Annotated in this window: 25 protein-coding genes; 13 read left to right on the top strand and 12 right to left on the bottom strand. The window is 64.6% G+C overall.

Translation table 11 applies throughout. The features are described 5' to 3' along the window. Window positions 1-71: 71 nt before the first annotated feature. On the top strand, window positions 72-767 hold the full coding sequence (locus EJ072_RS11100) for a sulfate transporter family protein (RefSeq protein WP_126079737.1): 696 nt from the start codon (window positions 72-74) through the stop codon (window positions 765-767). Here EJ072_RS11100 and EJ072_RS11095 read toward each other — a convergent pair. From EJ072_RS11095 to EJ072_RS11075, 5 genes are all read right to left on the bottom strand, one after another. Then, a complete protein-coding gene (locus EJ072_RS11095) occupies window positions 764-1,573 on the bottom strand; it encodes an oxaloacetate decarboxylase (RefSeq protein WP_126079736.1) in 810 nt (269 codons plus the stop codon). The genes EJ072_RS11100 and EJ072_RS11095 overlap by 4 nt on opposite strands. 79 nt (window positions 1,574-1,652) lie before the next feature. Beyond that, window positions 1,653-2,507 (bottom strand): hypothetical protein, encoded by an 855-nt coding sequence (locus EJ072_RS11090; RefSeq protein WP_126079735.1) that lies wholly within the window; start codon window positions 2,505-2,507, stop codon window positions 1,653-1,655. A 54-nt stretch (window positions 2,508-2,561) separates the two neighbouring features. Then, window positions 2,562-3,221, bottom strand: a complete 660-nt coding sequence (locus EJ072_RS11085; RefSeq protein ID WP_126079734.1) for an HAD family phosphatase — start codon at window positions 3,219-3,221, stop codon at window positions 2,562-2,564. Beyond that, on the bottom strand, window positions 3,221-3,706 hold the full coding sequence (gene dut, locus EJ072_RS11080; RefSeq protein WP_126079733.1) for a dUTP diphosphatase: 486 nt from the start codon (window positions 3,704-3,706) through the stop codon (window positions 3,221-3,223). The genes EJ072_RS11085 and dut overlap by 1 nt, the downstream gene beginning before the upstream one ends. A 321-nt stretch (window positions 3,707-4,027) precedes the next feature. Beyond that, window positions 4,028-4,498, bottom strand: a complete 471-nt coding sequence (locus tag EJ072_RS11075) for an Lrp/AsnC family transcriptional regulator (RefSeq protein ID WP_126079732.1) — start codon at window positions 4,496-4,498, stop codon at window positions 4,028-4,030. A 115-nt stretch (window positions 4,499-4,613) separates the two neighbouring features. On the opposite strand from EJ072_RS11075, the gene EJ072_RS11070 reads away from it, so the two are divergent. The 3 genes from EJ072_RS11070 (at window position 4,614) to EJ072_RS11060 (ending at window position 6,636) form a co-directional block, all read left to right on the top strand. Next, entirely contained in the window at window positions 4,614-4,868 is a 255-nt protein-coding gene (locus EJ072_RS11070; protein ID WP_126079731.1) for a DUF6356 family protein, read from the top strand. A 15-nt stretch (window positions 4,869-4,883) separates the two neighbouring features. Continuing rightward, window positions 4,884-5,684: a class II glutamine amidotransferase gene (locus tag EJ072_RS11065; RefSeq protein WP_126079730.1), complete on the top strand. Its 801-nt coding sequence runs from the start codon at window positions 4,884-4,886 to the stop codon at window positions 5,682-5,684. Window positions 5,685-5,835: 151 nt separating this feature from the next. After that, window positions 5,836-6,636: a class II glutamine amidotransferase gene (locus EJ072_RS11060; protein ID WP_126079729.1), complete on the top strand. Its 801-nt coding sequence runs from the start codon at window positions 5,836-5,838 to the stop codon at window positions 6,634-6,636. 48 nt (window positions 6,637-6,684) lie between these two features. Here EJ072_RS11060 and EJ072_RS11055 read toward each other — a convergent pair whose 3' ends face one another. After that, window positions 6,685-7,758 carry an FAD-binding oxidoreductase gene (locus EJ072_RS11055; protein ID WP_126079728.1) on the bottom strand — a complete coding sequence of 358 codons (1,074 nt, stop codon included), beginning with the start codon at window positions 7,756-7,758 and terminating at the stop codon, window positions 6,685-6,687. A gap of 67 nt (window positions 7,759-7,825) precedes the next feature. Continuing rightward, entirely contained in the window at window positions 7,826-9,640 is a 1,815-nt protein-coding gene (locus tag EJ072_RS11050) for a winged helix-turn-helix domain-containing protein (protein WP_126079727.1), read from the bottom strand. A gap of 204 nt (window positions 9,641-9,844) precedes the next feature. On the opposite strand from EJ072_RS11050, the gene EJ072_RS11045 reads away from it, so the two are divergent. The 4 genes from EJ072_RS11045 to EJ072_RS11030 all read left to right on the top strand — a co-directional run bounded on the left by EJ072_RS11045 (window position 9,845) and on the right by EJ072_RS11030 (window position 12,687). Continuing rightward, on the top strand, window positions 9,845-10,126 hold the full coding sequence (locus EJ072_RS11045) for a DUF4242 domain-containing protein (RefSeq protein WP_126079726.1): 282 nt from the start codon (window positions 9,845-9,847) through the stop codon (window positions 10,124-10,126). Between the two features lie 16 nt (window positions 10,127-10,142). Then, a complete protein-coding gene (locus tag EJ072_RS11040) occupies window positions 10,143-10,658 on the top strand; it encodes a hypothetical protein (protein ID WP_126079725.1) in 516 nt (171 codons plus the stop codon). A 79-nt stretch (window positions 10,659-10,737) separates the two neighbouring features. Continuing rightward, window positions 10,738-10,974 (top strand): DUF1127 domain-containing protein, encoded by a 237-nt coding sequence (locus EJ072_RS11035; RefSeq protein ID WP_126079724.1) that lies wholly within the window; start codon window positions 10,738-10,740, stop codon window positions 10,972-10,974. 120 nt (window positions 10,975-11,094) lie between these two features. Next, window positions 11,095-12,687: a peptide chain release factor 3 gene (locus EJ072_RS11030; RefSeq protein WP_126079723.1), complete on the top strand. Its 1,593-nt coding sequence runs from the start codon at window positions 11,095-11,097 to the stop codon at window positions 12,685-12,687. Between the two features lie 45 nt (window positions 12,688-12,732). Here EJ072_RS11030 and EJ072_RS11025 read toward each other — a convergent pair whose 3' ends face one another. Beyond that, window positions 12,733-13,200, bottom strand: coding sequence for a VOC family protein (locus tag EJ072_RS11025; protein WP_126079722.1), 468 nt, complete (start codon window positions 13,198-13,200; stop codon window positions 12,733-12,735). Between the two features lie 248 nt (window positions 13,201-13,448). On the opposite strand from EJ072_RS11025, the gene ilvD reads away from it, so the two are divergent. After that, window positions 13,449-15,293: a dihydroxy-acid dehydratase gene (gene ilvD / locus EJ072_RS11020; RefSeq protein WP_126079721.1), complete on the top strand. Its 1,845-nt coding sequence runs from the start codon at window positions 13,449-13,451 to the stop codon at window positions 15,291-15,293. 193 nt (window positions 15,294-15,486) lie between these two features. Here the strand turns inward: ilvD and EJ072_RS11015 are convergent, their stop codons facing one another. Next, window positions 15,487-17,241 carry an ABC transporter ATP-binding protein gene (locus EJ072_RS11015; RefSeq protein ID WP_126079720.1) on the bottom strand — a complete coding sequence of 585 codons (1,755 nt, stop codon included), beginning with the start codon at window positions 17,239-17,241 and terminating at the stop codon, window positions 15,487-15,489. 176 nt (window positions 17,242-17,417) lie between these two features. On the opposite strand from EJ072_RS11015, the gene EJ072_RS11010 reads away from it, so the two are divergent. The 3 genes from EJ072_RS11010 to EJ072_RS11000 all read left to right on the top strand — a co-directional run bounded on the left by EJ072_RS11010 (window position 17,418) and on the right by EJ072_RS11000 (window position 20,317). Beyond that, entirely contained in the window at window positions 17,418-18,698 is a 1,281-nt protein-coding gene (locus EJ072_RS11010) for an amidohydrolase family protein (protein WP_126079719.1), read from the top strand. Window positions 18,699-18,779: 81 nt separating this feature from the next. Further along, window positions 18,780-19,703 carry a DMT family transporter gene (locus EJ072_RS11005; protein ID WP_126079718.1) on the top strand — a complete coding sequence of 308 codons (924 nt, stop codon included), beginning with the start codon at window positions 18,780-18,782 and terminating at the stop codon, window positions 19,701-19,703. 140 nt (window positions 19,704-19,843) lie between these two features. Further along, the gene (locus EJ072_RS11000; protein WP_126079717.1) at window positions 19,844-20,317 is read left to right on the top strand and encodes a DUF805 domain-containing protein; all 474 of its coding nucleotides are present in this window, start codon (window positions 19,844-19,846) and stop codon (window positions 20,315-20,317) included. Between the two features lie 15 nt (window positions 20,318-20,332). On the opposite strand, the gene EJ072_RS10995 is transcribed toward EJ072_RS11000, so the two are convergent. Continuing rightward, entirely contained in the window at window positions 20,333-21,232 is a 900-nt protein-coding gene (locus tag EJ072_RS10995; protein ID WP_126079716.1) for a phosphotransferase family protein, read from the bottom strand. 100 nt (window positions 21,233-21,332) lie between these two features. Between EJ072_RS10995 and EJ072_RS10990 the strand changes: the two genes are divergently transcribed. Then, on the top strand, window positions 21,333-21,965 hold the full coding sequence (locus tag EJ072_RS10990; protein WP_126079715.1) for a class I SAM-dependent methyltransferase: 633 nt from the start codon (window positions 21,333-21,335) through the stop codon (window positions 21,963-21,965). Between the two features lie 12 nt (window positions 21,966-21,977). Here EJ072_RS10990 and EJ072_RS10985 read toward each other — a convergent pair whose 3' ends face one another. After that, entirely contained in the window at window positions 21,978-24,431 is a 2,454-nt protein-coding gene (locus EJ072_RS10985; RefSeq protein WP_126079714.1) for an FAD-dependent oxidoreductase, read from the bottom strand. After that, entirely contained in the window at window positions 24,428-25,312 is an 885-nt protein-coding gene (locus tag EJ072_RS10980) for a phosphotransferase family protein (RefSeq protein ID WP_126079713.1), read from the bottom strand. Before EJ072_RS10980 ends, EJ072_RS10985 begins: the two co-directional genes overlap by 4 nt. Window positions 25,313-25,347: the final 35 nt, after the last annotated feature.

Here is a 25,347-nt window from a genome sequence, read left to right as displayed (position 1 = left end):
TGCAGTTGCGCCGTTCTTCCTCGCCGCCTATCTCGGGGGCGTCGCTTCTCGATGAGGGGTCTGCACCCGCCGTGATCCTAGATGCTGCCCGCGCCGCCGCCAGCCGGCTGTTCTCGCCTGAATTCCGTTTCGTCTTCCTCAAGACGCTGGGGCTGACGCTGCTCGCTCTGCTGGCGCTGTGGGTCGGCGCCGAGAGCCTGCTCGAATGGCTGGCCTGGCCGTGGCTGCAGACGCTGCTGCCGGGCCTGCCGTCCTGGGCCGGGTGGCTGGGCGGCATCATCGCCGGCATTGTCCTGGCGGTGGGGATGGCCTTGCTCATCGCGCCTGTGACGGCGATCGTTGCCGGCCTGTTCCTCGACGATATCGCCGAAGTCGTCGAGCGCACCGACTATCCCGACGATCCGCCCGGCCGCGCCGTGCCGGCGCTGCATTCGCTGGCGCTGGCGATCAAATTCTTCGGCGTGGTGGTTCTCGGCAACATCGTCGCGTTGCTCTTGCTGCTGGTGCCGGGCGTCAACATTGCCGCCTTCTTCATCGTCAACGGCTATCTGCTCGGCCGCGAATTCTTCGAATTCGCCGCCATGCGTTTTCGCCCTGAAGCCGAGGCCAAGGCGCTGCGCCGCAAATATGCCGGCACGGTGTTTCTGGCCGGACTGGTCATTGCCCTGTTCCTCGCCGTGCCGCTGCTCAACCTTCTGACGCCGCTTTTCGCGGCCGCCATGATGGTGCATCTGCACAAGGCGGTTTCGGCGCGGGGCCCGGTCTAGTCCTGCTCCTTGCCCTCCCGGAACAGCGCCTGCAGCTTGCCGAACGGCATTGCCGCCCGGGTGAAGCCGAAAGTGCCGTCCTGTTGGATCTCGCGCGCCGCCGTCTCCAGCATGCCATAGGCGAAACTGGTCAGCCACGGCCCGAGCGAGATGCGCTTGACGCCGGCCATGGCGAGGTCGGCGACGGTGAAACCGGGGCGGGCCATCACATTGACCGGCCGGCTCACCGACGAGCAGATCGTGCGCACCATGTCGACGTCGCTGATGCCTGGCGCATAAAGCACATCGGCGCCGGCCTTCTCGAAGGCCTGCAGCCGCTTGATCGTGTCGTCGAGGTCCGTCTTGCCCCAGAGGAAATTCTCGGCCCGCGCGGTGAAGACGAAATCGTGCTTGAGCGCCCGGGCCGCCTCGACGGCGGCGGCGACGCGTTCGGTCGCATGAGAGAAATCGTAGATCGGGTTGGCGGGGTCGCCCGTGTGGTCCTCGATCGAGCAGCCGGCGAGCCCGGCGGCTTCCGCCGCGAAGATGGTTTCGGCGGCCTGCTCGGGGCTGTCGCCCTTGCCGCGTTCGAGATCGGCCGAAACCGGCAGGTCGGTTGCCGCGGTCACGTCGCGGCAATGGTGGATCATGGCTTCGAAGGTCACGGCGCCGTCCGGCAGGCCGCGCGAGAAGGCGAAGCCGGCGCTGGTGGTCGCCAGCGCTTTGAAACCGAAGGAAGCCAGAAGCTTGGTCGTGCCTATGTCCCACGGGTTGGGCATAACGAAGGTGGAGGCATGCAGATCGCGAAAAATCTTGCCCTTGTCCATGGCGGATCCTCAATCATGAGCGGGGTTATGCGGGGAATTTATCGCGGCCGTTCCCCCCGGGCAAACGAATGCGGCTGGCTCAGAAGCGTTTCTCGTTCTCTGCTGACAATTTCTCGAATGCGTCGGAATTCCGAACGTATCGCGATCCGGTCTTGTCCCAGTGATAGGTGACGGAAATGTCGTGCGAGACTGCCTTGGGCGCCGGCTCCTCGCAGCTTTCACCGCTGGGCTTGGTGGCGTCGGTCACGGTCACCCTGATCGCGGCATAGGGCTTTTCACTTCCGCGCGTCTGGAAGGAAAGGTCCTGGGTGCGTTTGTAGGCGCAGACATTCTCGTCGAATGTGTTGATCTGGTCGATCGGTTCGAACCGATCGTTGCGGACCAGGATCAGGATCGTGCCGACATAGCCCTGGTTCGAATTGAAATGCGTGCTCATGGTAATGAGCGCGTCGTCGCCGGGACCGATCGCGAGCTTTCCCGGATCGCGAAAATAAGTGCCCTGGTCGGTTCCGACATTGACGGCGTCGAGCAGCTTCGGCTTGCCGGTGAGGTCGTAGAGCGCCAGCACGGCAAATCCCTCGGCGCTGTCTTGCGCCTGGCCGAGGTCGAGAAGCATCGCCAGCCGCTCCTTGCCGCCGGCCTTGATGGCCAGCACCGCAGCATTCGGCAGGTTGATGGTTTCGGGCGCCGATCCGCCATCGTTGCCGCCGAGGATGTCACGCATCTCGATCGGTGCGCTGCCGTTATAGAAACCGTTATCGCCGGCCTGGAGGTCAGGCACGATCATTTTGGCAAGGTCGAAATAGGTGGCGTCCTGATGTCCGGGAATGGTGCTGCTGAGTTCCGGAAAACTGACGGCTTCGGCGCGCGCGACCGTCCATATGGAAGGCAGCAGCAGGCAGGCGAGCATGAGACGGGATAGAATGGAAATCATCGAAAAACACCCCCGGGCCGCACGCTAGCACGGAGTCCTGAAGTGTACAGCCGATCAGCGGATCGGCACCAGCTTTGCCAGTTCCCGCATGTCGTCGAATAATATGCCGCCGGCCGCCGCGAGGCCGTCACGGTCGGTGAACGGATCGGCGTGGTAGGAGAAAACGCGCATGCCGGCGGCTATGCCGGCTTGCGTTCCCGCGACGCTGTCCTCGATGACGATGCAGTCGACCGGCGCGAAGCCCGTCGTCTTGGCCGCATGCAGGAAGAGGTCCGGGAACGGCTTGCCGCGCCCGACCATGGTGGAGGAGAACATGGCGTGCGCGAACAGCGGCAAAAGCCCGGTTTGGCCGAGCGTGATATGCATTTTCGAGACCCGAGCCGAGGAGGCGACGCAATAGGCGATGCCGGCCGCGCGGACGGCTTCGACGAACTCACGCACATAAGGGATCGCCTCGACGCCGTGCGAAAAAAGATCCGGCAGGCCGGCATTCCAGCGCTCGACGAAGTCGGCGCCGAGTCTGACCTCGGTCGCCTCTTCGATCTCTTTTTGCACCGAGACCATGCTGCGGCCGGAGAAGTGCTTTCGGCAATATTCGAAGTTCGTCGCAAAGCCGGCGGCGCTCAGCCATTCGGCGAGGCGCCGATTGGCAAGGTTTTCCGTGTCGACCAGGATCCCGTCGCAGTCGAAAATGACCAGTTTTGGAACTTGCATTAGGCGGTGCCGGTCGACCCGAAACCGCCCGCGCCGCGCGTCGTGCCGCCGGCCAGCGCGCGCTCCTCGACCGTGACCTGGGTCACGGCGGCGAAGACGATCTGGGCGATGCGCATGCCGCGCGTCACCGCGAAATCCTCATCGCCGAGATTGACCAGCAGCACTTTCACCTCGCCGCGATAGTCGCTGTCGACGGTGCCGGGCGAGTTGAGGACCGTGAGGCCATGCTTGAAGGCAAGGCCCGAGCGCGGCCGCACCTGGCCTTCCATGCCTTCCGGAATTTCCAGGACGAGCCCGGTCGGCACCAAAGCGCGTTTTCCCGGTAGGATGAGCAGCGGCCGGTCTTCCGGCACCGCGGCCCGCAAATCCATGCCGGCGGCGCCCGCGCTCTCATAGGCCGGCAGAGGCAGGCCTTCGCCATGCGGAAGCCTGACGAAACCGACGGTGGGGCCGATGACGGAGGAAGGATGGACAGCCGTGCGCATGAGCCCATTCCTATGGGAGCGAATGCCGATTCGGTCAACTCGAGATCAGAGCCTATCAACGGCTTTCTTTCTGGCGTGACTATGACCTCGCCATTAACTTTGGCGATTGGCGAGAACGCCCATCACGTCGTCATCCACGGGCGGAGCGACGCGTAGCGGAGCGCAGACCCGAGGATCCATTCCGTTACCTCGACCGTGGAAAGCGGCGGAGCAGAATTCTGCACCGTAGCGGTGCGTCGAAGTCACGGAATGGATCCTCGGGTCTACGCGCGTCGCTTCGCTCCTTGCTCCGCCCGTGGATGACGAAGAGGCCTTGGCTACCTACCGCAGTTCCACCGGCACCACGGTCGTCTCCTTGATCTCCTCCATGACGAAGGAGGCCGAGACGTCCGACAATGCCACCTTGGCGATCAGCCGCTGGTAGAGGCGGTCATAGGCCTTCACGTCGGCGACGCGGGCTCTCAGCACATAATCGAGGTCGCCCGACATGCGGTAGACGCCGGTGATCTCGGGAAAGCCGGTCACGGCCGCGCGGAATTTCTGCAGCCAGTCCGGGTCATGATTGGAGGTGCGGATCAGGATGAAGACGGGGAGGCCGAGGCCCAGCTTCTCGGCATCGACCAGCGCGACCCGGCCGGTGATGATGCCGTCCTCCTCGAGCCGTTTGACGCGCCGCCAGCAGGCGTTGCGCGACAGCGCCACGCGCTCCGACAACTGGTCGACGGAAAGCGTGCCGTCGCGCTGCAGTTCAGCCAGCAATCTTCGATCGATTGCATCAAGTTCCATCGACATATTGGGATGAATGTCCCACAAAATAACAAAAAGCAAGGACGAAATGGGACAGATGAACCAAAGCCCCGTGGCACGATACTCATCATCGGGGCTCATCCCGGCAGGAGGGATCACCATGACGACCAGGCTTACGGCACTCTTCACCTCGCACCCGGCCAAGGTCGGCGAGAGCTATTTCGGCCACATGGCCTTTGCCGCCTGGTTCTGCTCGCGCCTGTCGATGGCCGCGTGCGCCGCGCTCGTTCACGCTTTCTTGCCATTTCTGTTCGAAACTACTGCGAGCCGAATCGTTCGCGAGCTCTATGAGCGCACGCACAACAGAGGTTCGCACGCGGTCAAGGAGCCCCAGGCTCTGATGGATCGCGCCTAGGAATGGTGGAAAGCGATGTGCCGGTGGGCGGCCTATCTGGGTGAAGCGGTCTTCCTCGAAGACATCATCACCGCGCCCTGTCATTCGCTGATCGCCCAGAGCCATTGCGCCCAGGAAGCCAAGTCGCCGACCAATGGCGACGGTTTTGGTCTCGCCTGGTATGGCGACCGGCCCGAGCCCGGGCTCTACCGCGACATCCTGCCGGCCTGGTCCGACCCCAATCTGAAGAGCCTTTGCCGGCAGATCAAATCCGGCCTGTTCCTCGCCCATGTCCGTGCTTCGACCGGCGGCGCCACCAGCCGCATGAACTGCCACCCGTTCATCTCCGGCCGCTGGTCGTTCATGCATAACGGCCAGATCGGCGGCTTCGAAAAGATCCGTCGCGCGCTGGAGAATTCGCTCTCCGACGAGGTCTTCGACCAGCGCGAGGGCACGACCGATTCCGAGCTCTTCTTTCTCCTGATGATCGACCAGGGGCTGGCGGCGGACCCGCAAGGCGCCGTGTCGCGGGCAACCGGTCGCGTCGTCGAAGCCTCGCGCCGTGCCGGCATCGAGCCGGCCCTAAAGCTGACGGCCGCCTTTTCCGATGGTGAAACGCTCTACGCCGTTCGCTATGCCACCGACAACCATGCGCCGACGCTCTATACCGGCGCCTTCGCCAGGCGCGCCGGCCATTGCATCGTCTCCGAACCCTTCGACCGCGACGGCGGCGACTGGCACGCGATCCCGCCCTCGAGCTTCGTCGCCATGACGAGGGACGGCACCAGCATCCGGCCGTTCGCGCCCGCACCGGCCAGGCTGGCATTGGTCGGCTGAAGCAGACCTGCCGAGACGCCCTCCGGGCAGAGATCAGCAAAACGTAAGCGCGGCGTAAGGACGCCAAAGCGCCATCCTGCCATCTGTGGCGCCAGACGAGCGCCGAATTCATCCGCGCGCCCGAAAACGCATCGACAAGGGATGACAGACAATGTGCAGGTGGGCAGCCTGTCTCGGCAACGCGATCTTCCTGGAGGACGTCATTGCGGCGCCCTCCCATTCGCTGGTCATTCAGAGCCGGCAGGCGCGGGAGGCGAAATCCCCGACCAATGCTGACGGCTTCGGAGTGGCTTGGTACGGCGATCGGCCAGAACCCGGCCTCTACCGCGACATTCTGCCGGCCTGGTCCGACCCCAATCTCAAAAGCCTTGGCCGCCAGATCAAGTCCGGCCTGTTCCTCGCCCATGTGCGCGCCTCGACCGGCGGCGCCACCAGCCGCATGAACTGCCATCCCTTCGTCTCGGGCCGCTGGTCGTTCATCCATAACGGCCAGATCGGCGGCTTCGAGAAGATCCGGCGCGCGCTCGAGAACTCGCTCGCCGACGACTTGTTCGATGAACTCGAGGGGAGCACCGATTCCGAATTGTTCTTTCGGCTGATGGTCGGCGATCGGCTCGCCGACGATCCGTATGGCGCGGTATCGCGGGCCGCCGGCCGCGTGCTCGAGGTTTCGCGCCGCGCCGGGATCGAACCGTCACTGAAGCTGACCGCCGCCTTCAGCGACGGCCAGGCACTTCACGCGGTGCGTTATGCCACCGACGACCAGGCGCCGACGCTCTACACCGGCGCTTTCGCCAAGGGGGTAGGTCGCTGCATCGTCTCCGAGCCGTTCGATCGCGACGGCCGCATCTGGCACGAGATACCGCAGTCGAGCTTCGTTACCATGACCCGCGGCGGCACCAGCATCAGGCCTTTCGCGCCGGCCGTCGCGCGTTTGGCGATGGCGGGTTAAGGCAATCGGTCCCTGCTGGTCCCGAGACTATTTTCGCCGACCTTCGGGCTACCGGGCGAAGCGCTCCAGCCCATAAGGCGTCAGCAGCACATCGCGCTCGCCCTCCAGGATCTCGCGGGCGGCAAACAATCCCAGGACTGGCGCCAGCGTGATGCCCGAATGCGTGACGGCGACATAGAGGCCGCCGGCGCCTTCCGCGCGGCCGACGATCGGAAAGCCGTCGACCGGGGTCGGCCGGTAGCCGACGGTGTGGAAATCGAGCTCCAGCCCGTCCGCGCCGCGCAGCATCGCTTTCATTGCCGCAAATAGCTCGCGCGCGGCTGTGTCCGGATGCTCGCCCGGATCGCCGCCGCCGAAATCGGAGCCGGCGATGATGCGGCCCTCGGCCGTCTGGCGCATATGCAGCCTGTCGGCCAGCACCAGCCCATTGAGCAGCTTGTCGTAAGGGCGCGAATGCACGATCAGGCCGGGTGGGGTCTCGATCGGCAGCTCGATACCGGCCGTTGCCGCGATCGCCGGAGCCCCGGCGCCGGCGGCGATCACCACGTCGTCCGCCCCGATGATTTCGCCCGAAACGACGACGCCCGTGACGTTCCCGTTGACCAGCGCCAGCCTGTCGACGGTTCCTGCGGCGATCCGCGCGCCTCGCCGTTCGGCATCGGCCAGCAGCGCCTTCGTGGTCGCCACAGGCTCGGCCACGCCCTCCTCGGCAACGCGAAGGGCAAAATCGGGAAGCTCGGCGAGGTTGGGCTCGATTTGCCCCGCCCGCCTAGCGTCGACGCGCTCGATGCCATAACCCCATGACGAGTGTTCGGCCGCATAGGCTTCGAGCCTGTCCGGCGGCAGGTCGAAGCAAAGGCCGCCGCACCAGACGAGCGGCAACCTGGGCAAATCGCTCGCCATACGCTTCCATTCGGCCATGGCGCGGATGCGCAGCTGGAAATAGATCTCGGGATTGCCCCAGCTTGCATTGATCCAGGCAAAGGAATTGGGGGTCGCGACACCGCCAGCGCCACTCTCGGAAACCACCGTCACCCGCGCGCCGGCTTTCGTCAGGTGCCAGGCGATAGAAGCGCCGATGATTCCGGCGCCGATCACGATGACTTGCTTTGGACTGCTCATGCTGGGCCTCGGGGAGAATTTTCCCCGTCATGCCACCGCGCCGTCCTGACCTCAAGCAAAGAAGCAGCTACGCGCTGTCCGCTATTGCCTTCTGGCCCCCGGCGAGCAGGCTCGCCAGCTCTTCACAGCGCCGCATGAGACGTGACGAATCGACCTTCTTCGCGACCGCCAGCGCCGTGCCGAGCTCCAACTCCGCGCCAGTACGATCGCCGAGTTGGATGAGAAGCGCCGCGAGCGAAAGCCTGGCGTCCGCGCAATTGGTCGGCGAACCGATCTCGGCCCAGCGCGAGCATGCGGTCTGCAGCTCCCGCACCGCTTCGGTGAAGCGATTTTCCCGCATCGACAGTTCCGCCTTGGCCTCGGCGGTCAATGCCCGGATCGAGGCCATCGGCCAGCGCTGCGGTTCGCTTTCCAGTTCGGCGATCACCGCTTTCGCGCGCTCCAGCCGATCGGTCCGCGCCGCTGCCTTGGCAAGCGTGGCGAGAACCATGCCCCGACGCTGCAGCGTCGGCCAGCCGTTCCCGACAAGCGACCGCTCAAGGGCGCTGAATGCGGCTTCCGCCTGGCCGAGCTCCATCTGCAGCAGCGCAAAGCCTGGCTGCGGATCCCAGCCAGCGGCATGGGACGCGCGATAGGCTGCATCCGCCTCGACGAAATCGCCTGCGGCGAGATGAATGTCGCCCAGCACACGTAAGGCATCGCCTTTCGCCCAGGGCGCATCGAGCGTAAGCTGATCGAGCGCCGCGCGCACCAGAGCCTCAGCCTCCCTCAGCGTGCCATGGACGCCGAGCACCTCGGCCCGATGCAGCCGACACGAGCCCGTAAGTTCCTCCAGCCCATGCCCTCTGCACCAGCCCTCGTAGCTGAGGCTCCATTGGTTGGCTCGCGCCCAGTCGCCGAAATTGCGGCAGGCCCAAAGGATGTTGCAGTAGAGGATGCCGCCGACGATCGGGTCGACATCGCTGGAGAGGCCGAGCGCGGCGGCAAAATCCTGGTCCTCCTGACCGGCTTTTGTTTCCCCAAGGCAAAGCTTGAAAAAGCCGCGATAGATAAGGCCGAGCGATTCCACGACTGGGTCTTCGAGATTTTTGCCGACCTCGAAAGCTTGCTCGGCAAGAGCGAGCGCATGCTCCGGCTCGGCCTCCGCGCCCTTGATGCGCGCGCCCATCCAGCACCAGAGGCCATGTTCCCTGCTCTCGGTTGCTTTGTCGATCAGCTGCGCGGCACGCTTGTGCCAGCCCTTGGCCGCAGCAAGCTCTCCTCTCTCGAGATGGATCATGGCAAGGGTGATTGCCGGGGAAGCCGCCCGCAGGCGTTCGCCGGCCATGCCGTATTCCGTTGCCGCGCGCGTCAGGAGCGGGATCGCTTCTGAGGGCCGCCCCATGCATTCCAGCGCCAGCGCCCATTCTTCGAGGTCGGCCGTCAGCAACTCGTCGGCGGCATCTGCTTCCCTGAAAGCGGCCGCGGCCTCGTGCCATTTTCGCGCCGCGACGGCCGCGCGTGCGGCCAGGATTTGCGTACCTGGGCTGGAACGCCTGCTGCCCGTATCGGCCGGCGCCGGCCCCTTTTCCGAAGCGGCTGCCTGGTCGAGGCAAATACGGTAGCCGAAGCGGGGCAGGTTGCGCAGCGCCGTCTCCATGCCGCCTTGGCGCAGAACGCTTCGGGCTAGGCTCGCGACACGCTGCAGCGAAGCCTCGGTCACCGTCACGCCCGGCCAGAGCGTTTCAAGCAACTCGTCCTTGCTCAAGGCGCGGTCCTGGTGGCGCAGCAGGATGGCGAGGAAATCGAAGACGAGGGGCTGCACCTCGATCTCGTTTCCGGCGAGACGAATGGCGCGGGAGCTCTCGTTAAGCTCGAAGTCGCCGAAGCAATGAATTCCCATCGGCAGCAATCCCGGTAACGGCAATAGGCAAAGGATCAGAACAAGATAAGGACGGCGTAAGGACTGTCGGCCGCCGGTTCCGTAATTCTCCGTCTGCCTGGCGGGCCAAGCGAGAGTTTACCTCAGCTGCCCCAGGGATGTCACCGGCACCGATTTGGTCGAGTGCCCGGCGGCATTTGAACCTCAGATGAAGGAGTTTGTGACATGCAGAAATACATCATCGAGCGCGAGATCCCGAAGGTCGGCACCTTCGAGCGCGAGCAGCTTCGCGATGCGTCCAAGGCCTCGAACGCAGTCCTTGCCGAGCTCGGCCCGGACATCCAGTGGGTGGAATCCTTCGTGGCGGACGACAAGACTTTCTGCGTCTACCTCGCCAAGGACGAAGCGATCATCCAGCGCCACGCCAAGATGAGCGGCTTCCCGGCGACCAAGATCACCCAGATCAAGCGCCTGTTCGATCCGACGACGGCCTACGCCGCCGCCTGATGGGAGGGGATCGATCGTGAAGCGCTTTACGGAAATCGTCCTTGCTGTCGGCGTCTCGGCGCTGCTTTGCGGCGCCGCGGTCGCCCATGACATGCCCGATCCGGTGCTCAACCGGTCTCGGGACATGGCGGCCAAGTACCTCGACATCAAGGTCGCCAAGGCGGACGGCTACCAGCAGCTGTTCGAATGCACGACGCATGACGAGCACGGCACGATGGGGGTCCATTTCATCCATCCTGGCCGCGCAGGCGACGGCAGGCTGGTGCTCGGCGAACCCGACGTGCTGACCTACGAGCCGGAAGCCGATGGCTCGATGCAGCTTGTCGGCATGGAATACATCGTCTTCGAGAAGGACTGGAAGGGCAAGGGCGTTCCTGAATTCCTCGGCCGCACGCTGCAGCGCAAGACGACGGTGGGTATTCACCCGGTGGATCCCTACTACGAGCTCCATGTCTGGCACTGGCGGCACAACCCGGCCGGCATGTTCGCCGACTGGAACCCGTATGTGAGCTGCGAACACGATCGGTCCTGACGACCCGTCGGCACAGCCTCCGGGAGGGCCGTGGACGGCCCTCCCGCTTTCATCATTCAACCGCAAGGGAGATACGACCATGTCCATCCTTGGGCAGGAATTGATCACCGACCGGACGGTTCTCAGGCGCCTCTTTGCCGCAGCCGTCGAAACCTGCCACTCCGGCATAGTGCTCGTGGCGCGCATCGTGCGCATTCGCAGGGACCGGGCCAGGCTGGACGAGCTGCCGGATTATCTGCTGCGCGACATCGGCGTCGGTCGCTCGGAGATACGATCGATCACCAGGTTCGGCCGCAGGGAGCATGGCGAGGCCTGACTATGTGCAGGGCCCTGCCGTGGCGGCGAACGCGCCCCCTGCGAACCGATCCGCCCGAAACTGTCGACAGGCCGGCCATGCGCTGCTAGAAGCCCGCGCCACAGACAGGATTCCAAAAAATTGGCAGAAGACATCGAACAGGCGGTATCGCGCCGCCGCACTTTCGCGATCATCGCCCACCCTGACGCCGGCAAGACCACGCTCACCGAAAAGCTGCTGCTGTTCGGCGGCGCCATCCAGCTTGCCGGCGAGGTCAAGGCCAAGAAGGACCGCATCCAGACGCGGTCCGACTGGATGAAGATCGAGCGCGAGCGCGGCATCTCGGTCGTCACCTCGGTGATGACCTTCGAATATGACGACAACGTCTTCAACCTGCTCGACACGCCCGGCCACGAGGATTTCGCCGACGACACCTACCGCACGCTGTCTGCGGTCGACTCCGCCGTCATGGTCATCGACGCCGCCAAGGGCATCGAGCCGCGCACGCTGAAACTGTTCGAGGTTTGCCGGCTGCGCGACATCCCGATCATCACCTTCGTCAACAAGATGGACCGCGAGAGCCGCGATCCGTTCGAGATTTTGGATGAGATCGAGCAGAAGCTGGCGCTCGACACCGCGCCCGTCACCTGGCCGATCGGCCGCGGCAAGACCTTCTCGGGCACCTATCATCTGGCGCAGAACGCGGTGCGCAGGAGCGACGACGAGAAGGAACGCACGCCCGTCAACGGTCCGGATTCCAACCGCGTCGCCGGGCTTTTGCCGGAGAACGAGCGCAACGACTTCATCGAGGAACTGGAGTTGGCGCGCGAGGCCTGCCGGCCGCTCGATATCGACGCTTTCCGCGAAGGTCATCTGACGCCCGTCTATTTCGGCTCGGCGCTGCGCAATTATGGCGTGCGCGACCTGATCGAGGCGCTCGGCGCCTATGGCCCGCCGCCGCGCGCTCAGGAGGCCGATGAGCGTACGGTCGAGGCGACGGAGGACAAGATGACGTCCTTCGTCTTCAAGATCCAGGCCAACATGGATCCAAACCACCGCGACCGCATCGCTTTCGTCCGCGTCTGCTCCGGCAAGCTGGAGCGCGGCATGAAGGCCAAGCTGGTGCGCACCGGCAAGCCGATGAGCCTGTCCGCGCCGCAATTCTTCTTCGCCCGCACCCGCGTCACCGCCGACGAGGCCTTTGCCGGCGACGTCGTCGGCATCCCCAACCACGGCACGCTGCGCATCGGCGATACGCTGACCGAGGGCGAGGAGATCCTGTTCCGCGGCGTGCCGAACTTCGCCCCGGAAATCCTGCGCCGCGTGCGCCTCGGCGACGCCATGAAGGCCAAGAAGCTGAAGGAAGCGCTGCACCAGATGGCCGAGGAGGGCGTGGTGCAGCTCTTCTCGCCGGAGGACGGTTCGCCGGCCATCGTCGGCGTCGTCGGCGCCCTGCAGCTTGACGTGCTGAAGGAACGGCTGAACATCGAATACACGCTGCCGGTGGATTTCGAGATGTCGCGCTTCTCGGTCTGCCGCTGGATCGCGGCCGACGACAAGGCGGAGGTGCAGCGTTTCATCGAATCGCATCGCGGCGACATCGCCCGCGACCTCGACAACGATCCGGTGTTTCTGGCCCAGCACGCCTTCTCGCTGAACTATGAGGCCGAGCGCTGGAAGGCGATCCGCTTCACCGCCGTCAAGGACTACCAGGTCCGCGATAAGGCGGCGTGAGCGCTGCCTTGCCTTCTCCCACAAGGGGAGAAGGGAAAGTCGCGCTCACCCCTTCGCCGCTTCCTCGATCTTGGCGATATCGATCTTGCCCATCTGCATCATCGCCGACATCACGCGCCCGGCCTTCGCTCTGTCCGGATCCAGAAGCAGTTTCGGCAACTGCTCCGGCACGACCTGCCAGGAGACGCCGAATTTGTCTTTCAGCCAGCTGCACTGGCCGGGCTCGCCGCCCTCGGTGAGCTTCTCCCAGAAATAGTCGACCTCTTCCTGCGTCTTGCAGTCGATCGACTGCGACATTGCCTCGTTGAACTTGAAGTAGGGACCGCCATTGAGCGCCTGGAACGGCACGCCATCGAGCTCGAACGTGGTCATCAGTACCTTGCCCTCATCGGGGTGACCCTCGGGCCAGCGCAAAACGCTCAGCACTTTCGAGTTCCTGAAGATGGATATGTAGTGGTTCATCGCCTCCTCGGCCTGGCCGTCGAACCACAGGCAGGTGGTGATCTTTTGCATGTCGTGCTCCTCGGACTTATGTTGCTTACATCGTCAACGGCGGGTCGGCGATTTGTGCCGTTCATACCGTCTGCCTCAAGGACGGATCGATATGGCGCGATCCGACAGCGATTTCAGATTTTCCTGAAGAATCCTGGCGCAGCGCAAAATTGTGGCAAGGCCGGATCATGGTCGCTATAACCGCTGCCGACCAAAATTTGAGCGCCGCCCGCCGCGCATCGGCGTGGCCAGCCAGCAAGGACAATGCAATGCCTGCCTATCGTTCCCGTACCACCACCCATGGCCGCAACATGGCCGGCGCCCGCGGCCTGTGGCGCGCCACCGGCATGAAGGACAGTGATTTCGGCAAACCGATCATCGCGGTGGTCAATTCCTTCACTCAGTTCGTGCCCGGCCACGTGCACCTGAAGGATCTCGGCCAGCTGGTCGCGCGCGAGATAGAGAAGGCAGGCGGCGTCGCCAAGGAGTTCAACACCATCGCCGTCGACGACGGCATCGCCATGGGCCATGACGGCATGCTCTATTCGCTGCCGTCGCGCGAGCTGATCGCCGATTCCGTCGAATACATGGTCAACGCGCATTGCGCCGACGCCATGGTCTGCATCTCCAATTGCGACAAGATCACCCCCGGCATGCTGATGGCCTCGCTACGCCTCAACATCCCGACCGTCTTTGTCTCCGGCGGCCCGATGGAGGCCGGCAAGGTGGTGTTGGCCGGCAAGGCGCAGGCGCTCGACCTTGTCGACGCCATGGTCGCTGCCGCCGACGACAAGATATCCGACGAGGACGTCAAGGTCATCGAGCGCTCGGCCTGCCCGACCTGCGGCTCGTGCTCGGGCATGTTCACCGCCAATTCGATGAACTGCCTGACCGAGGCGCTAGGCCTGTCGCTGCCGGGAAATGGCTCCACCTTGGCCACCCATGCCGATCGCAAGCGCCTATTCGTCGAGGCCGGCCATCTCGCCGTCGATCTCGCCCAGCGCTATTACGAGCAGGACGATGAAAGCGCGCTGCCGCGCAGCATCGCCTCCAAGGGCGCTTTCGAGAACGCCATGGCGCTCGACATCGCCATGGGCGGCTCGACGAACACGGTGCTCCACATCCTCGCCGCCGCGCATGAGGGCGAGGTCGACTTCACCATGGAAGACATCGACCGGCTGTCGCGGAAAGTGCCGGTGCTCTGCAAGGTGGCGCCGGCCAAGTCCGACGTGCATATGGAGGACGTCCACCGCGCCGGCGGCATCATGGCGATCCTCGGCCAGCTCGACCAGGCGGGCCTGATCAACCGCGACCTGCCGACGGTGCACACCGCTACGCTCGGCGAGGCGCTCGACCATTGGGACATCGCCCGCACTTCGGCCGAGAATGTCCGCGACTTCTTCCGCGCCGCCCCCGGCGGCGTGCCGACCCAGGTCGCCTTCAGCCAGGACCGCCGCTGGGACGAGCTCGACCTCGACCGGGAGAAGGGCGTGATCCGCTCGGCCAAGACGCCGTTCTCGAAGGATGGCGGCCTTGCTGTGCTGAAGGGAAATCTGGCGCTCGACGGCTGCATCGTGAAGACCGCCGGCGTCGACGAGTCGATCCTGAAATTTACCGGCCCGGCCCGCGTCTTCGAAAGCCAGGATGCGTCCGTCAAGGCGATCCTAGGCAACGAGATCAAGGCCGGCGACATCGTCGTCATCCGCTATGAGGGGCCGCGCGGCGGTCCAGGCATGCAGGAGATGCTCTACCCGACCAGCTACCTGAAGTCGAAAGGCCTCGGCAAAGCCTGCGCATTGATCACCGACGGCCGCTTCTCCGGCGGCACGTCGGGCCTGTCGATCGGCCACGTCTCGCCGGAAGCCGCCGAGGGCGGCGCGATCGGCCTGGTCCAGGAAGGCGATACGATCGAGATCGACATCCCCAACCGCACCATCCGGCTCGCCGTCAGCGATGCCGAGCTCGAAGCGCGCCGCGCGGCGATGAACGCCAAGGGCCCGGACGCCTGGAAGCCGGCCGAAAAGCGCAAGCGCAAGGTGACGACGGCCCTGCGCGCTTACGCCGCCTTCGCCACCAGCGCCGACAAGGGCGCGGTGCGGAAAGTGCCGGAGTGAGGAGCGCTTCTCCTTCTCCCCTTGCGGGAGAAGGTGGATCGGCGCGCAGCGCCGAGACGGATGAGGGGTGTTCCAGCGGAGTGAGACGCTGGCGAATTCCGACTGGATAAACGGCGCCGCCAAGCTGGAACACCCCTCATCCGGCCGCTTCGCGGCCAACTTCTCCCGCAAGGGGAGAAGGTGGGCGCCGCGCCTACGGCATCAGCTGATATTCATAAAGCTTCTGATAGAGCCCGCCTTGCTTGAGCAGGGTCTTGTGCGGGCCGCTCTCCTGCACCTTGCCCTTTTCCAGCACCACGATGGTGTCGGCCTGGTGCACCGTCGACAGCCGGTGCGCGATGACGATCGTCGTGCGTCCGACGGTCAGTTGCTGCAGCGCGTCGCGGAACAGCGCTTCCGATTCGGCGTCGAGCGCGCTGGTCGCCTCGTCGAGCAGCAGTATCTCGGCATTGCGCAGCATGGCGCGCGCAATCGAGATGCGCTGGCGCTGGCCGCCGGACAAAAGCGAACCGTTTTCGCCGACCTCCGTCTCGTAGCCCTTGGCCATGGCGCTGATGAAGTCATGCGCGTTGGCGGCCTTGGCTGCGGCGATCACCTCTTCATCGGTCGCGTCCTCGCGGCCGAGGCGGATATTGTGCATGATCGTGCCGGCGAACAGGAACGTGTCCTGGCTGACATAGGCGATCTTCTTCCGGAGCGAATCGAGCGTCGCGAAGGAGATGTCCTGGCCGTCGAACATCACCCTGCCGGTCTGCGGGTCGTACATGCGCATGATCAGGTTCAGGATCGTCGACTTGCCGCTGCCCGACGGCCCGACCAGCGCCGTCATCTTGCCGGCCGCGAGCGTCAGGTTGAAGCCCTCGAACACCGGCGGGCTTTCCGGATAGGCGAAGCTGACATCGTCGAAGCGGATTTCGCCCGGTCCAGGTTGCAGCGGCCTCGCGCCAGGCTTTTCCGCGAGCGTCAGCGGCCGGTCGGCGAGCTGGAACATCATGCGCACGCCGACGATGCCGGTCTCGAGCGAGATGCGAACGCGGGCCAGGCGCTTAGCCGGCTCATAGGCGAGCAGCAGCGATGCGATGAAGGCCATGATGTTGCCCGGCATCTGCCCGCCCTGCAGTACCAGGAATCCGCTGATGAAGACCGCGCCGGCGATTGCCAGGCCGGCAATGGTTTCCATCACCGGGCTGGTGGCCGCCTCCAGCGTGGCGATGTTGTTGGCGCGGTTCTCGACGTCGGAGACGGCCTGGTACATGCGTTTGCGCATCGCGCCTTCAAGGTTGAAGGATTTGACGACGCGTACGCCGATCGCCGTTTCCTGCATGACATGAACGATCTGCCCAAGCGAGCGGAACTCCATGGCGGCGATGTTGCGGACGCGCTTCAGGATGCGGTTGACGCCGTAGATCGCCACCGGCCCGACGACGAAGCAGATCAGCGACAGCGCCGGCTGTTGCCAGATCATGACACCGACGAGCACGGCCAGCGTCACCAGGTCGCGCACATAGGACGTTACGACGAGATCGAGCACGCTGCGCGCCGCCTGCGCGTTGTTGGTCATGCGGGCGATCAGATCGGCCGACGAGGTCGAATGGTAGAACTCGATGCCTTGCTCCAGGATGCGATCGTAGATCTTGCGCTGCCGGTCGGCGATGATGGCGTTGCCGACGCGGCTCATGAAATAGGCTTGGACGAAGGTGGCGAGGCCCTTCACCAGGAAGATCCCCGCGACCCCGGCAGCGATCAAATTGACGCGGTCGAGCCTCTTGAAGACGACGAATTCGTTGGTGATCTCACGCAGGATCCAGGCACTGGCGCCGGTCATGGCGGCCACCACCAGCATCGACACGATGGCGGCGCCATAGCCGAATTTGTGCTCTTGGAAGGATTCCCTCACGAGCCTCGCGACAAGGCGCTGGTTCTCCGTGGAGCGGAAGAAGCGAAACAACGGCCGATCCTGTGTCTGACTGGCAAAGAATTTCGGATTCGCCACGAGGGCGCGAGGCGGCTTATAGAGCGAGTTGCGGCGCGATGGAACCTTTCGGCTGCCGGGGAAAGAAAAGGCTGCGTAAGGCTGTCTTTTCGGCCACGATGATCGCCAGGTCTTGAGAGGGGTGACGACAGATGGATTTCGACCTCATCATGCGCGGCGGCACCCTGCCGGACGGCAGGATTGCCGATATCGGCATTGCCGGCGAAACCATCCGCGCGATCGAGCAGAAGCTGACAGGGTCGGCGCCGACCGAGATCGACGCGCGGGGCAATCTTGTTTCACCGCCCTTCGTCGATCCGCATTTCCACATGGACGCCACCCTCTCCTACGGCATTCCGCGCATCAACGCGTCTGGCACGCTGCTCGAGGGCATCGCGCTTTGGGGCGAGCTGAAGCCGCTGCTGACGCATGAGGCCGTGCGCGAGCGTGCGCTCGCCTATTGCGACTGGGCCGTGTCGATGGGCCTGCTCGCCATTCGCAGCCATGTCGATGTCTGCGACGACCGGCTGCTCGCGGTGGAAGCCCTGCTCGACGTCAAGAAAACCGTCGCGCCCTATATCGACCTGCAGCTGGTGGCGTTTCCGCAGGACGGCCTCTATCGCTCGCCGACGGCGCTCAAGAACACTGTCCGGGCGCTCGATATGGGCGTCGACATCGTCGGCGGCATTCCGCATTTCGAGCGCACCATGGCCGACGGCACGCGCTCGGTGACGGAGCTTTGCGAGATCGCGGCGAAACGCGGCCTGATGGTCGACATGCACTGCGACGAGACCGACGATCCGCTGTCGCGCCATATCGAGCAGCTCGCTTATGAAACGCAGCGTCTCGGCCTGCAGGGCAGGGTGGCCGGCTCGCATCTCACCTCCATGCATTCGATGGACAATTACTACGTCTCGAAGCTCCTGCCGCTGATCGCTGAAGCCGGTGTCTCTGCCATCCCCAACCCGCTGATCAACATCATGCTGCAGGGGCGTCATGACACTTTTCCGAAGCGGCGCGGCCTGACCAGGGTGAAGGAGATGCTGGCGCTCGGCATCCGCGTCGGCTGGGGGCAGGATTGCGTGCTTGACCCCTGGTATTCGCTGGGCACCGCCGACATGCTCGACGTCGCCTTCATGGGTCTGCATGTCGCGCAGATGTCGAGCCCGGCCGATATGGCGCGCTGCTTCGACATGGTCACCAGTGTCAACGCCGCGATCATGGGGCTCGACCACCTTGGCCTCGCCGTCGGCAAGCGGGCCAGCCTTGTCGTGCTCGACGCCGGCAACGTAATCGAGGCCGTTCGCCTGCGCCCCGAGCGCCTCTGCGTCATCGCCAGGGGCAAGGTCGTCGCTGAGCGGACCAGGCAGGAGACGCGGTTGTCGATTTCCGGACGTCCGGCGCAGGTGAACCGGCGGCACAAGGCGGGTTAGAACCAGCCGATTTCCGCCGCTGGTCTTACCGGCTGGCCGATTTTCCCTCGTCAAACCGGCGGCCTGCGGCTAGGGAGCGCCATGGCTCAGACCATCGCTCGCAATTTCACGATCCGGAACGTGTTGCTCGCCGGCATCCTTTTGATGCTGGCTGGCGACTTCATGTTCGCGCTGAACGATGCGATGGGCAAATGGCTGGTCGCCAGTTTTTCCGTCGGCCAGGTTGTGCTGATCCGCTCGATCGGCGCCTTCATCGTGCTGGGGCCGATGATCGCCAACCAGGGCGCGGGCAAGCTGTTCCAGATGGACAGGCCGGTGCTACAACTCTTGCGCGTCGTGGCGACGACGCTCGACACCGGACTTTTCTACGCCGCCGTCGTCCACCTGCCGCTCGCCGACGTCATGAGCTTCTACATGGCCGGGCCTATCTATGTCGCCGCGCTTTCGCACCTCTTGCTCGGTGAAAAGGTCGGCTGGCGCCGCTGGCTGGCGATCCTCGTCGGCTTCTGCGGCGTGCTGATCATCCTGAAGCCGTCCTCGGCGGCTTTCTCGCTGTCGTCGAGCTATGCGCTGATTGGCAGCGTGGCCTTCGGCTTCGCCATCATCCTTGGCCGGCTCCTCCGCGGCACCAGCGACACGACCTTGGTCACCTGGCAGACCATCGGCACGCTGATCGTCGGCGGCGCGCTGACCATCGGCGCATGGAATACGCCCTCGGCGCTCGACTTCGGCGCCATGCTCTTGCTTGGCGTCGTGTCCTGCGCGGCCCATCTGATGATCACAAGGGCGCTGAAGCTGGCGCCGGCCTCGACGCTGGCGCCGCTGCATTACAGCCTGCTTCTGTGGGCCATTGTCTTTGGCCTAGTTTTCTTCGGTGATGTGCCGAGCCCGCGCATCCTGGCCGGCTCGGCGATCGTCGTGCTTGCCGGCATCTTCATTTTCCATCGCCAGAAGGTGGTGGAAACCGCGGTGCCGCCCGAAAACGTGCCGAAGGGCGTGAATTAGACTCGGGCCACCTCGCCCTGCCCTTGCGGCCGGAAAGTATTTGCGGTGAAAACCGCCTATCGGGTGCAATCTCCAATTGATTCCGGCCCGACGGGCGGGATAATCATAGCTCCGAGGATTGGAGTATTGGGGGGAAAGTAATGGGCAGTTTCTCGATATGGCATTGGCTCATAATTCTGATCATTATCGGCTTGCCATTGTTGTTTGTCTTGAGGGCACCGCCGGCCGGCGTCAATCGCTTCGGTGACACGCCGCCGTCGATGAACTTTGGTGAAGCGATTGCAAGCTTTTTCCGAAATTATGTGAACTTTTCCGGCAGGGCCAGTCGCTCGGAGTTCTGGTATTCCTACCTCTTCATAATCATCGTCGCCGTTCTTATGGGGATAGTCGATATCTTTGTGGGAAACGAAGCCGTTTCGTCGCTTTGGAATCTTGCCGTTCTTCTGCCGACACTTGCCATGACCGCGCGCCGGCTGCATGACATCAACAGAAGCGGCTGGCATCAGCTGCTTGCGGGGTTCTTCCCCATCGGCACCATCGCGCTGCTCATCTGGTATTGCAAAAAGTCCGACGAAACAGGGTCGTTGAACGAGATACAAAGGGTTTTCAGGTAACTCGCTGGGATGGGTCTAGTCCAGGCGCACGGCGGCGAGGTGCCGCGAAAACTCCGCCGTCTCCATCAGCGCCTTGCAGCGGGCGAAGCGGCCGTCGGCATAGGCGCGGAAATCGTCGGCCGGATTGTCGTTGGCGAGCTGGATCAGGCCCCACAGCGTCCACAAAAGGTCGCACATCGCCTTGTAGATGACGACGCGGCCCCGCTCGGCCGGCCGCGCCTCGCCGCCGAAATAAGCGCGCATCAGTTCCTCGTCCTGCGCGGCATCGAACCTGCCCTCGACCGAGAGGTCGCCGAGGTCCCATAGCGGATCGTTCATGCCGGAATATTCCCAGTCGACGATCCACATCCGCTCGCCCGTATCGAGGAAGTTCTCGCACAGCGGATCGCAATGGCAGGCGGCAAGCGGGATGGCCTGCGCGGCAAGCGCCGCGCGCACCGCGCCTGCCTCGCGCACCACGTCGTGATAGCCGGCCGGCAGCGCCACGTCCTTGGTCGACAGGACCTTGAGATAGTCGTCGATCATCGCGAACAGCTCGAACCGGAAGGGAAACACCGCACCCGAAGAGTGGAGCTTTCGGAAGGCCTCGCCAGCCCGCGCCGGGCTGCCCGGCCGCGCCTTGAATTTTTCGGGCGACATCGTCTCGGCGCCGGCGATGAAGCGCGTCGCCATCACACCGGACGCCGGATCGGCATAAAGCACCAGCGGGCTGACGCCGGCGCTGGCCGCCTCACGCGCCGCCACCGCCTCGTTGGCGCGGTTGATGTACTCCTCGGTGCCCTTGCCGGGGATGCGCAGGCACACGTCACCCGCCCTGTAGACCCTGTTGGTCAGACCGCCGAGCCGCTCCAGCGGCCCATCATAGCTCGCCAGCACCGGAATGGCCGCCAGCGCAGCGCGCAGCTCGTCGGTCATGTCGTGTCCCCTTCACGCCATTGTTGTCGCTCGGACGGTTCCACAGTTTTGGCGGCTTGGCTATGATCCTTTGCACATGAATCGGCTTCGAGGGGCGACGATGACGGACGGCAAGCATAGCGGCTCGCTAAGCGCGGCCTACGCGGCGAAGCGGCCGGATGAGGTCGCCGCGATCTATGACCGCTGGTCCGAGACCTACGATGCCGACATGTCGGCCGCCGGCTATCGCCATCCGACGATCTGTCTGGCGCTGCTTGCCCGCCACCTGCCGCGCGGCGCCGAACCCTTGCTCGATGCCGGCGCCGGCACCGGCCTGATCGGCGAGTGGCTCGCCATCACCGGCTATCCGCGGGTCGAGGCGCTCGACATCTCGCAAGGCATGCTGGACAAGGCCGGCGCCAAGGGCGTCTACACGGCGCTGCATCGCCTGGCGATGGGCGACACGCTGCCTTTCGCCGACGGCGCCTATGCCGGCATCATTTCGGCGGGCGTCTTCACCTCGGGCCATGTCGGCGTCGAAGGCCTGGACGAGCTGATCCGCATCTGCCGTCCAGGTGGCGTCATCGTGCTGACCGTCAAGAACACGCTGTGGGATGCCGGCTTTGAGGAGCGCATCGCTGGGCTGGAAGCGCGCGGCACCCTAAGCCGCCTCGAAGAGACGCGGCCCTACGCCTCGATGCCTGGCGAAACCGATACCGTGCCGAGCCGGGGCTTGGTGCTGCGCGTCAACTGACCGGCCCGGCGGTCAAGCCTTTACCCTCTTCCCGGCCGGGTCGTACATCGCCTCGAGATGGATCTTTGCCGGCGTGCGTTCCATCGCCACCACCAGCTCGTAGTCGCCGGAGGCGAGGAACTCGTCGCCGACGCCGTCGGCATTGCGCACATAGCCGTAGCCGATGTTCTTCTCGACCGTGTAGCCGTAGCCGCCGCTGGTGAGGTAGCCGACAGCTTCGCCATTGCGCAGGATCGTCTCCCGCCCGACCAGCACGACCTCTGGCTCATCCACCGTGAAGCCGGCAAAGCGTTTCGTCGGCGGCTTGCCGGTCGCGTTCTCCAGCGCCTTGCGTCCGACGAAGTCGGTGTTCTTGCGAAGCTTCACCGCCCAGCCAAGCCCCGCCTCCAGCGGCGTGTCGTTCGGCGTGATGTCGGAACCCCAGGCGCGATAACCTTTTTCCAGTCGCAGCGACTCCAGCGCCCGGTAGCCGACCGGGCGAATGCCGTGTGCCTTGCCCGCCGCCATCAGTACATCAAAAACCTCGCCGGTGGCGGCGATCGGCACATGCAGCTCCCAGCCGAGCTCGCCGACATAGGTGATGCGCAGCGCCTTCACGGTGTGCCCGGCGATTGCGATCTCGCGGGCATGGCCGAAGGGGAAGGCGGCGTTCGAAACGTCGGCATCGGTCACCGCCGACAGCACGTCGCGGGCGCGCGGTCCCATCAGCGAGAGCGTGCCGTACTCCTCCGTGACGTCGGTCAGCCTGGCGTCGAGGCCGGAGCCGATATGGTCGCTTATCCAGGACAGGTCATGCGTGCGGAAGCCGGTGCCGGTGACGATGTAGAACCGCTCCTCGCCGAGCCGCGACACGGTGAGGTCGGCCTCGATGCCGCCGCGCGTGTTGAGAAGCTGCGTGTAGGTCAGCCGTCCGACCGGCTTGTTGACGTCGTTGGCGCAGATCCAGTCGAGCGCCTTCAGCGCGTCGCTTCCGGTCAGCTCGTATTTGGCAAAGGAGGATTGGTCGAAAAGGCCGACCTTCTCGCGCACATGCCGGTGCTCGTCGCCGACCGGGCCGAACCAGTTCTGGCGGCCCATCGAATAGACGTCCTCGGCGGCTGTGCCGTCGGGCGCAAACCAGTTCGGCCGCTCCCAGCCAAGCTTGGAGCCGAACACCGCGCGATGCGTCTTCAGCCGCTCATAGAGCGGCGAGACGATGCGTGGCCGTCCCGAGAGATACTCTTCGTGCGGGAAACCGATCGTGTAATGCTTGCCATAGGCCTCCAGCGTGCGGTCGCGGACCCAGTCGCGGTCGCGGTGCAGGCTGGAGAAACGTCTGATGTCGACCACCCACAAATCGAGCGGCGCCTCGCCGTCGACCACCCATTGCGCCAGCACCCAGCCGGCGCCGCCGCCCGACGCGATGCCGAAGGCGTTGAAGCCCGCGCCGACGAACATATTGGCGCATTCCGGCGCCACGCCGAGGATGAAGTTGCCGTCCGGCGTGAAGCTTTCCGGCCCGTTGATCATCTGTTTGACGCCGACATGGGCGAGCGCCGGCACGCGCTCGATTGCCTGGCTCATATGCTGTTCGAAATGATCGTAATCGTCGTCGAACAGGCGGAACTCCCAGTCGTTGGGCACGTCGCCGCCGGGAAGCCCGGTTGCCCAGGCCTGCGGGTTGGGCTCATAGCCGCCCATCACCAGTCCGCCGACCTCCTCCTTGAAATAGGTGCGGCGGTCGGGGTCGCGGATCGTCGGCGCGTCGTTCGCCAGCCCTTCGATCCTCTCGGTGATGATATACTGATGCTTGACCGGCTGCAGCGGCACGTTGATGCCGGCCATCGCGCCGACCTGCCTTGCCCACTGCCCGGCGCAGTTCACCACCTTGTCGCAGGCGATGTCGCCCTTGGAAGTCTTCACCGCCGTGATGCGGCCGTCCTTCATCGTAAAGCCGGTGACGCGCAGGTCCTCGAACAGTTTCGCGCCATGCATTCGCGCGCCCTTGGCGAGCGACTGGGCGATGTCGGAGGGGCTTGCCTGCCCGTCGGTTGGCAGCCACGAGGCGCCGACCAGGTCGCCCGTTTCCATCAGCGGCCACATGCGCTTCACTTCCGCCGGCGACAGAAGCTGCATGTCCATGCCGAAGCTTTTGGCCGTCGTTGCCAGCCGCTTGAACTCGGTCCAGCGGTCGGCATTGGTCGCGAGCCTCAGGCAGCCGGTCATCTTCCAGCCGGTCGCCAGGCCGGTCTCGGCCTCGAGGCCCTTGTAGAGCTCGACCGAATATTTGAGCACGCGCGTGATCGAGGCCGACGAGCGCAACTGCCCGACCAGGCCGGCGGCGTGCCAGGTCGAGCCCGAGGTCAGCTTGCCCTGCTCGAGCAGCACCACATCGGCCTTGTGGTCGCGCGCCAGATGATAGGCGGTGGAACAGCCGATGATGCCGCCGCCGATGACGACGATTTCGGCATGGCTGGGCAAGGTCATGGCTTGGTCCCGTATTTCGTCCGGTAGTTCTCCAGCGCGGCGTCGAGCCGGACGAGGTTTTCCTCGGTATAGGCGACATAGTCGATGCCGGGCGCGTCGAGATAAAGCTCGGAGACCATGCTCCACATCGCCTCGCGCAGCAGCGAGGCGCATTGCATGGCGGCGTGCGAGCGGCGGATCTCGCTGTCCGGCTCCTTCATGAAATAGGCGGTCAGGAAGGCGAAGGATTCATCGTCGCTCAGGCCGGCATTGGAGGCGGCGCCCGCGAGATCGAACATCGCCGTGTTGAAGCCGGCATATTCGAAATCGATTAGCCACAGCCGCTTGCCGTCGTCCAGGATATTGGCCGGCAAAAGATCGTTGTGGCCGAAGACGATCGGCAGCAGTTTTTGCGCCCGCTCGAGCTCGTCGGCCAGCGCTAGATAGCGCGGCAACTGATCCGTCTTGCGGCTGCCGCCTTCGTCAAGCGTGCGCGCATAGTCGCGGATGACGTGGAACACCCAGAACATGAAGCCGGCGCCGGAGACATGGCTCGGCATCTCGCGATGGAAGCCGCGCAGCAGCGCCGCCACGCGGCCAAGATTGGCCCGCACATCCTCGGCGAGAAAGGTCTTTGCCCCGAGAAACGCCGTCACCAGGATGCCGGGCTCGGCATAATGCACGGCCGGCGCGAATCCAGCAGCATGCGCGGCCCGCGCCGTCATCACCTCGCGCTCGCGAAAGACGTGGTGGAACGGAAAGTCCTGGCCGAAGCGCACGACATGCCGCCCCGCGGCATCCGTGACGACAAAATTGGCGTTGCTGAGGCCGCCCGGCAGCGGCTCGATCTCGATACTGCCGTTCCAGCACGGCAGGGCGCGGATGCGGTCTTCGGCGCTCACGGCTTCGCTCCGGCCTCAACCGGTCCCACGGAAAA

This window comes from Mesorhizobium sp. M2A.F.Ca.ET.046.03.2.1 (assembly GCF_003952425.1).
Lineage (GTDB): Bacteria > Pseudomonadota > Alphaproteobacteria > Rhizobiales > Rhizobiaceae > Mesorhizobium.
This window is presented reverse-complemented; position numbering and strand designations above follow the sequence as displayed.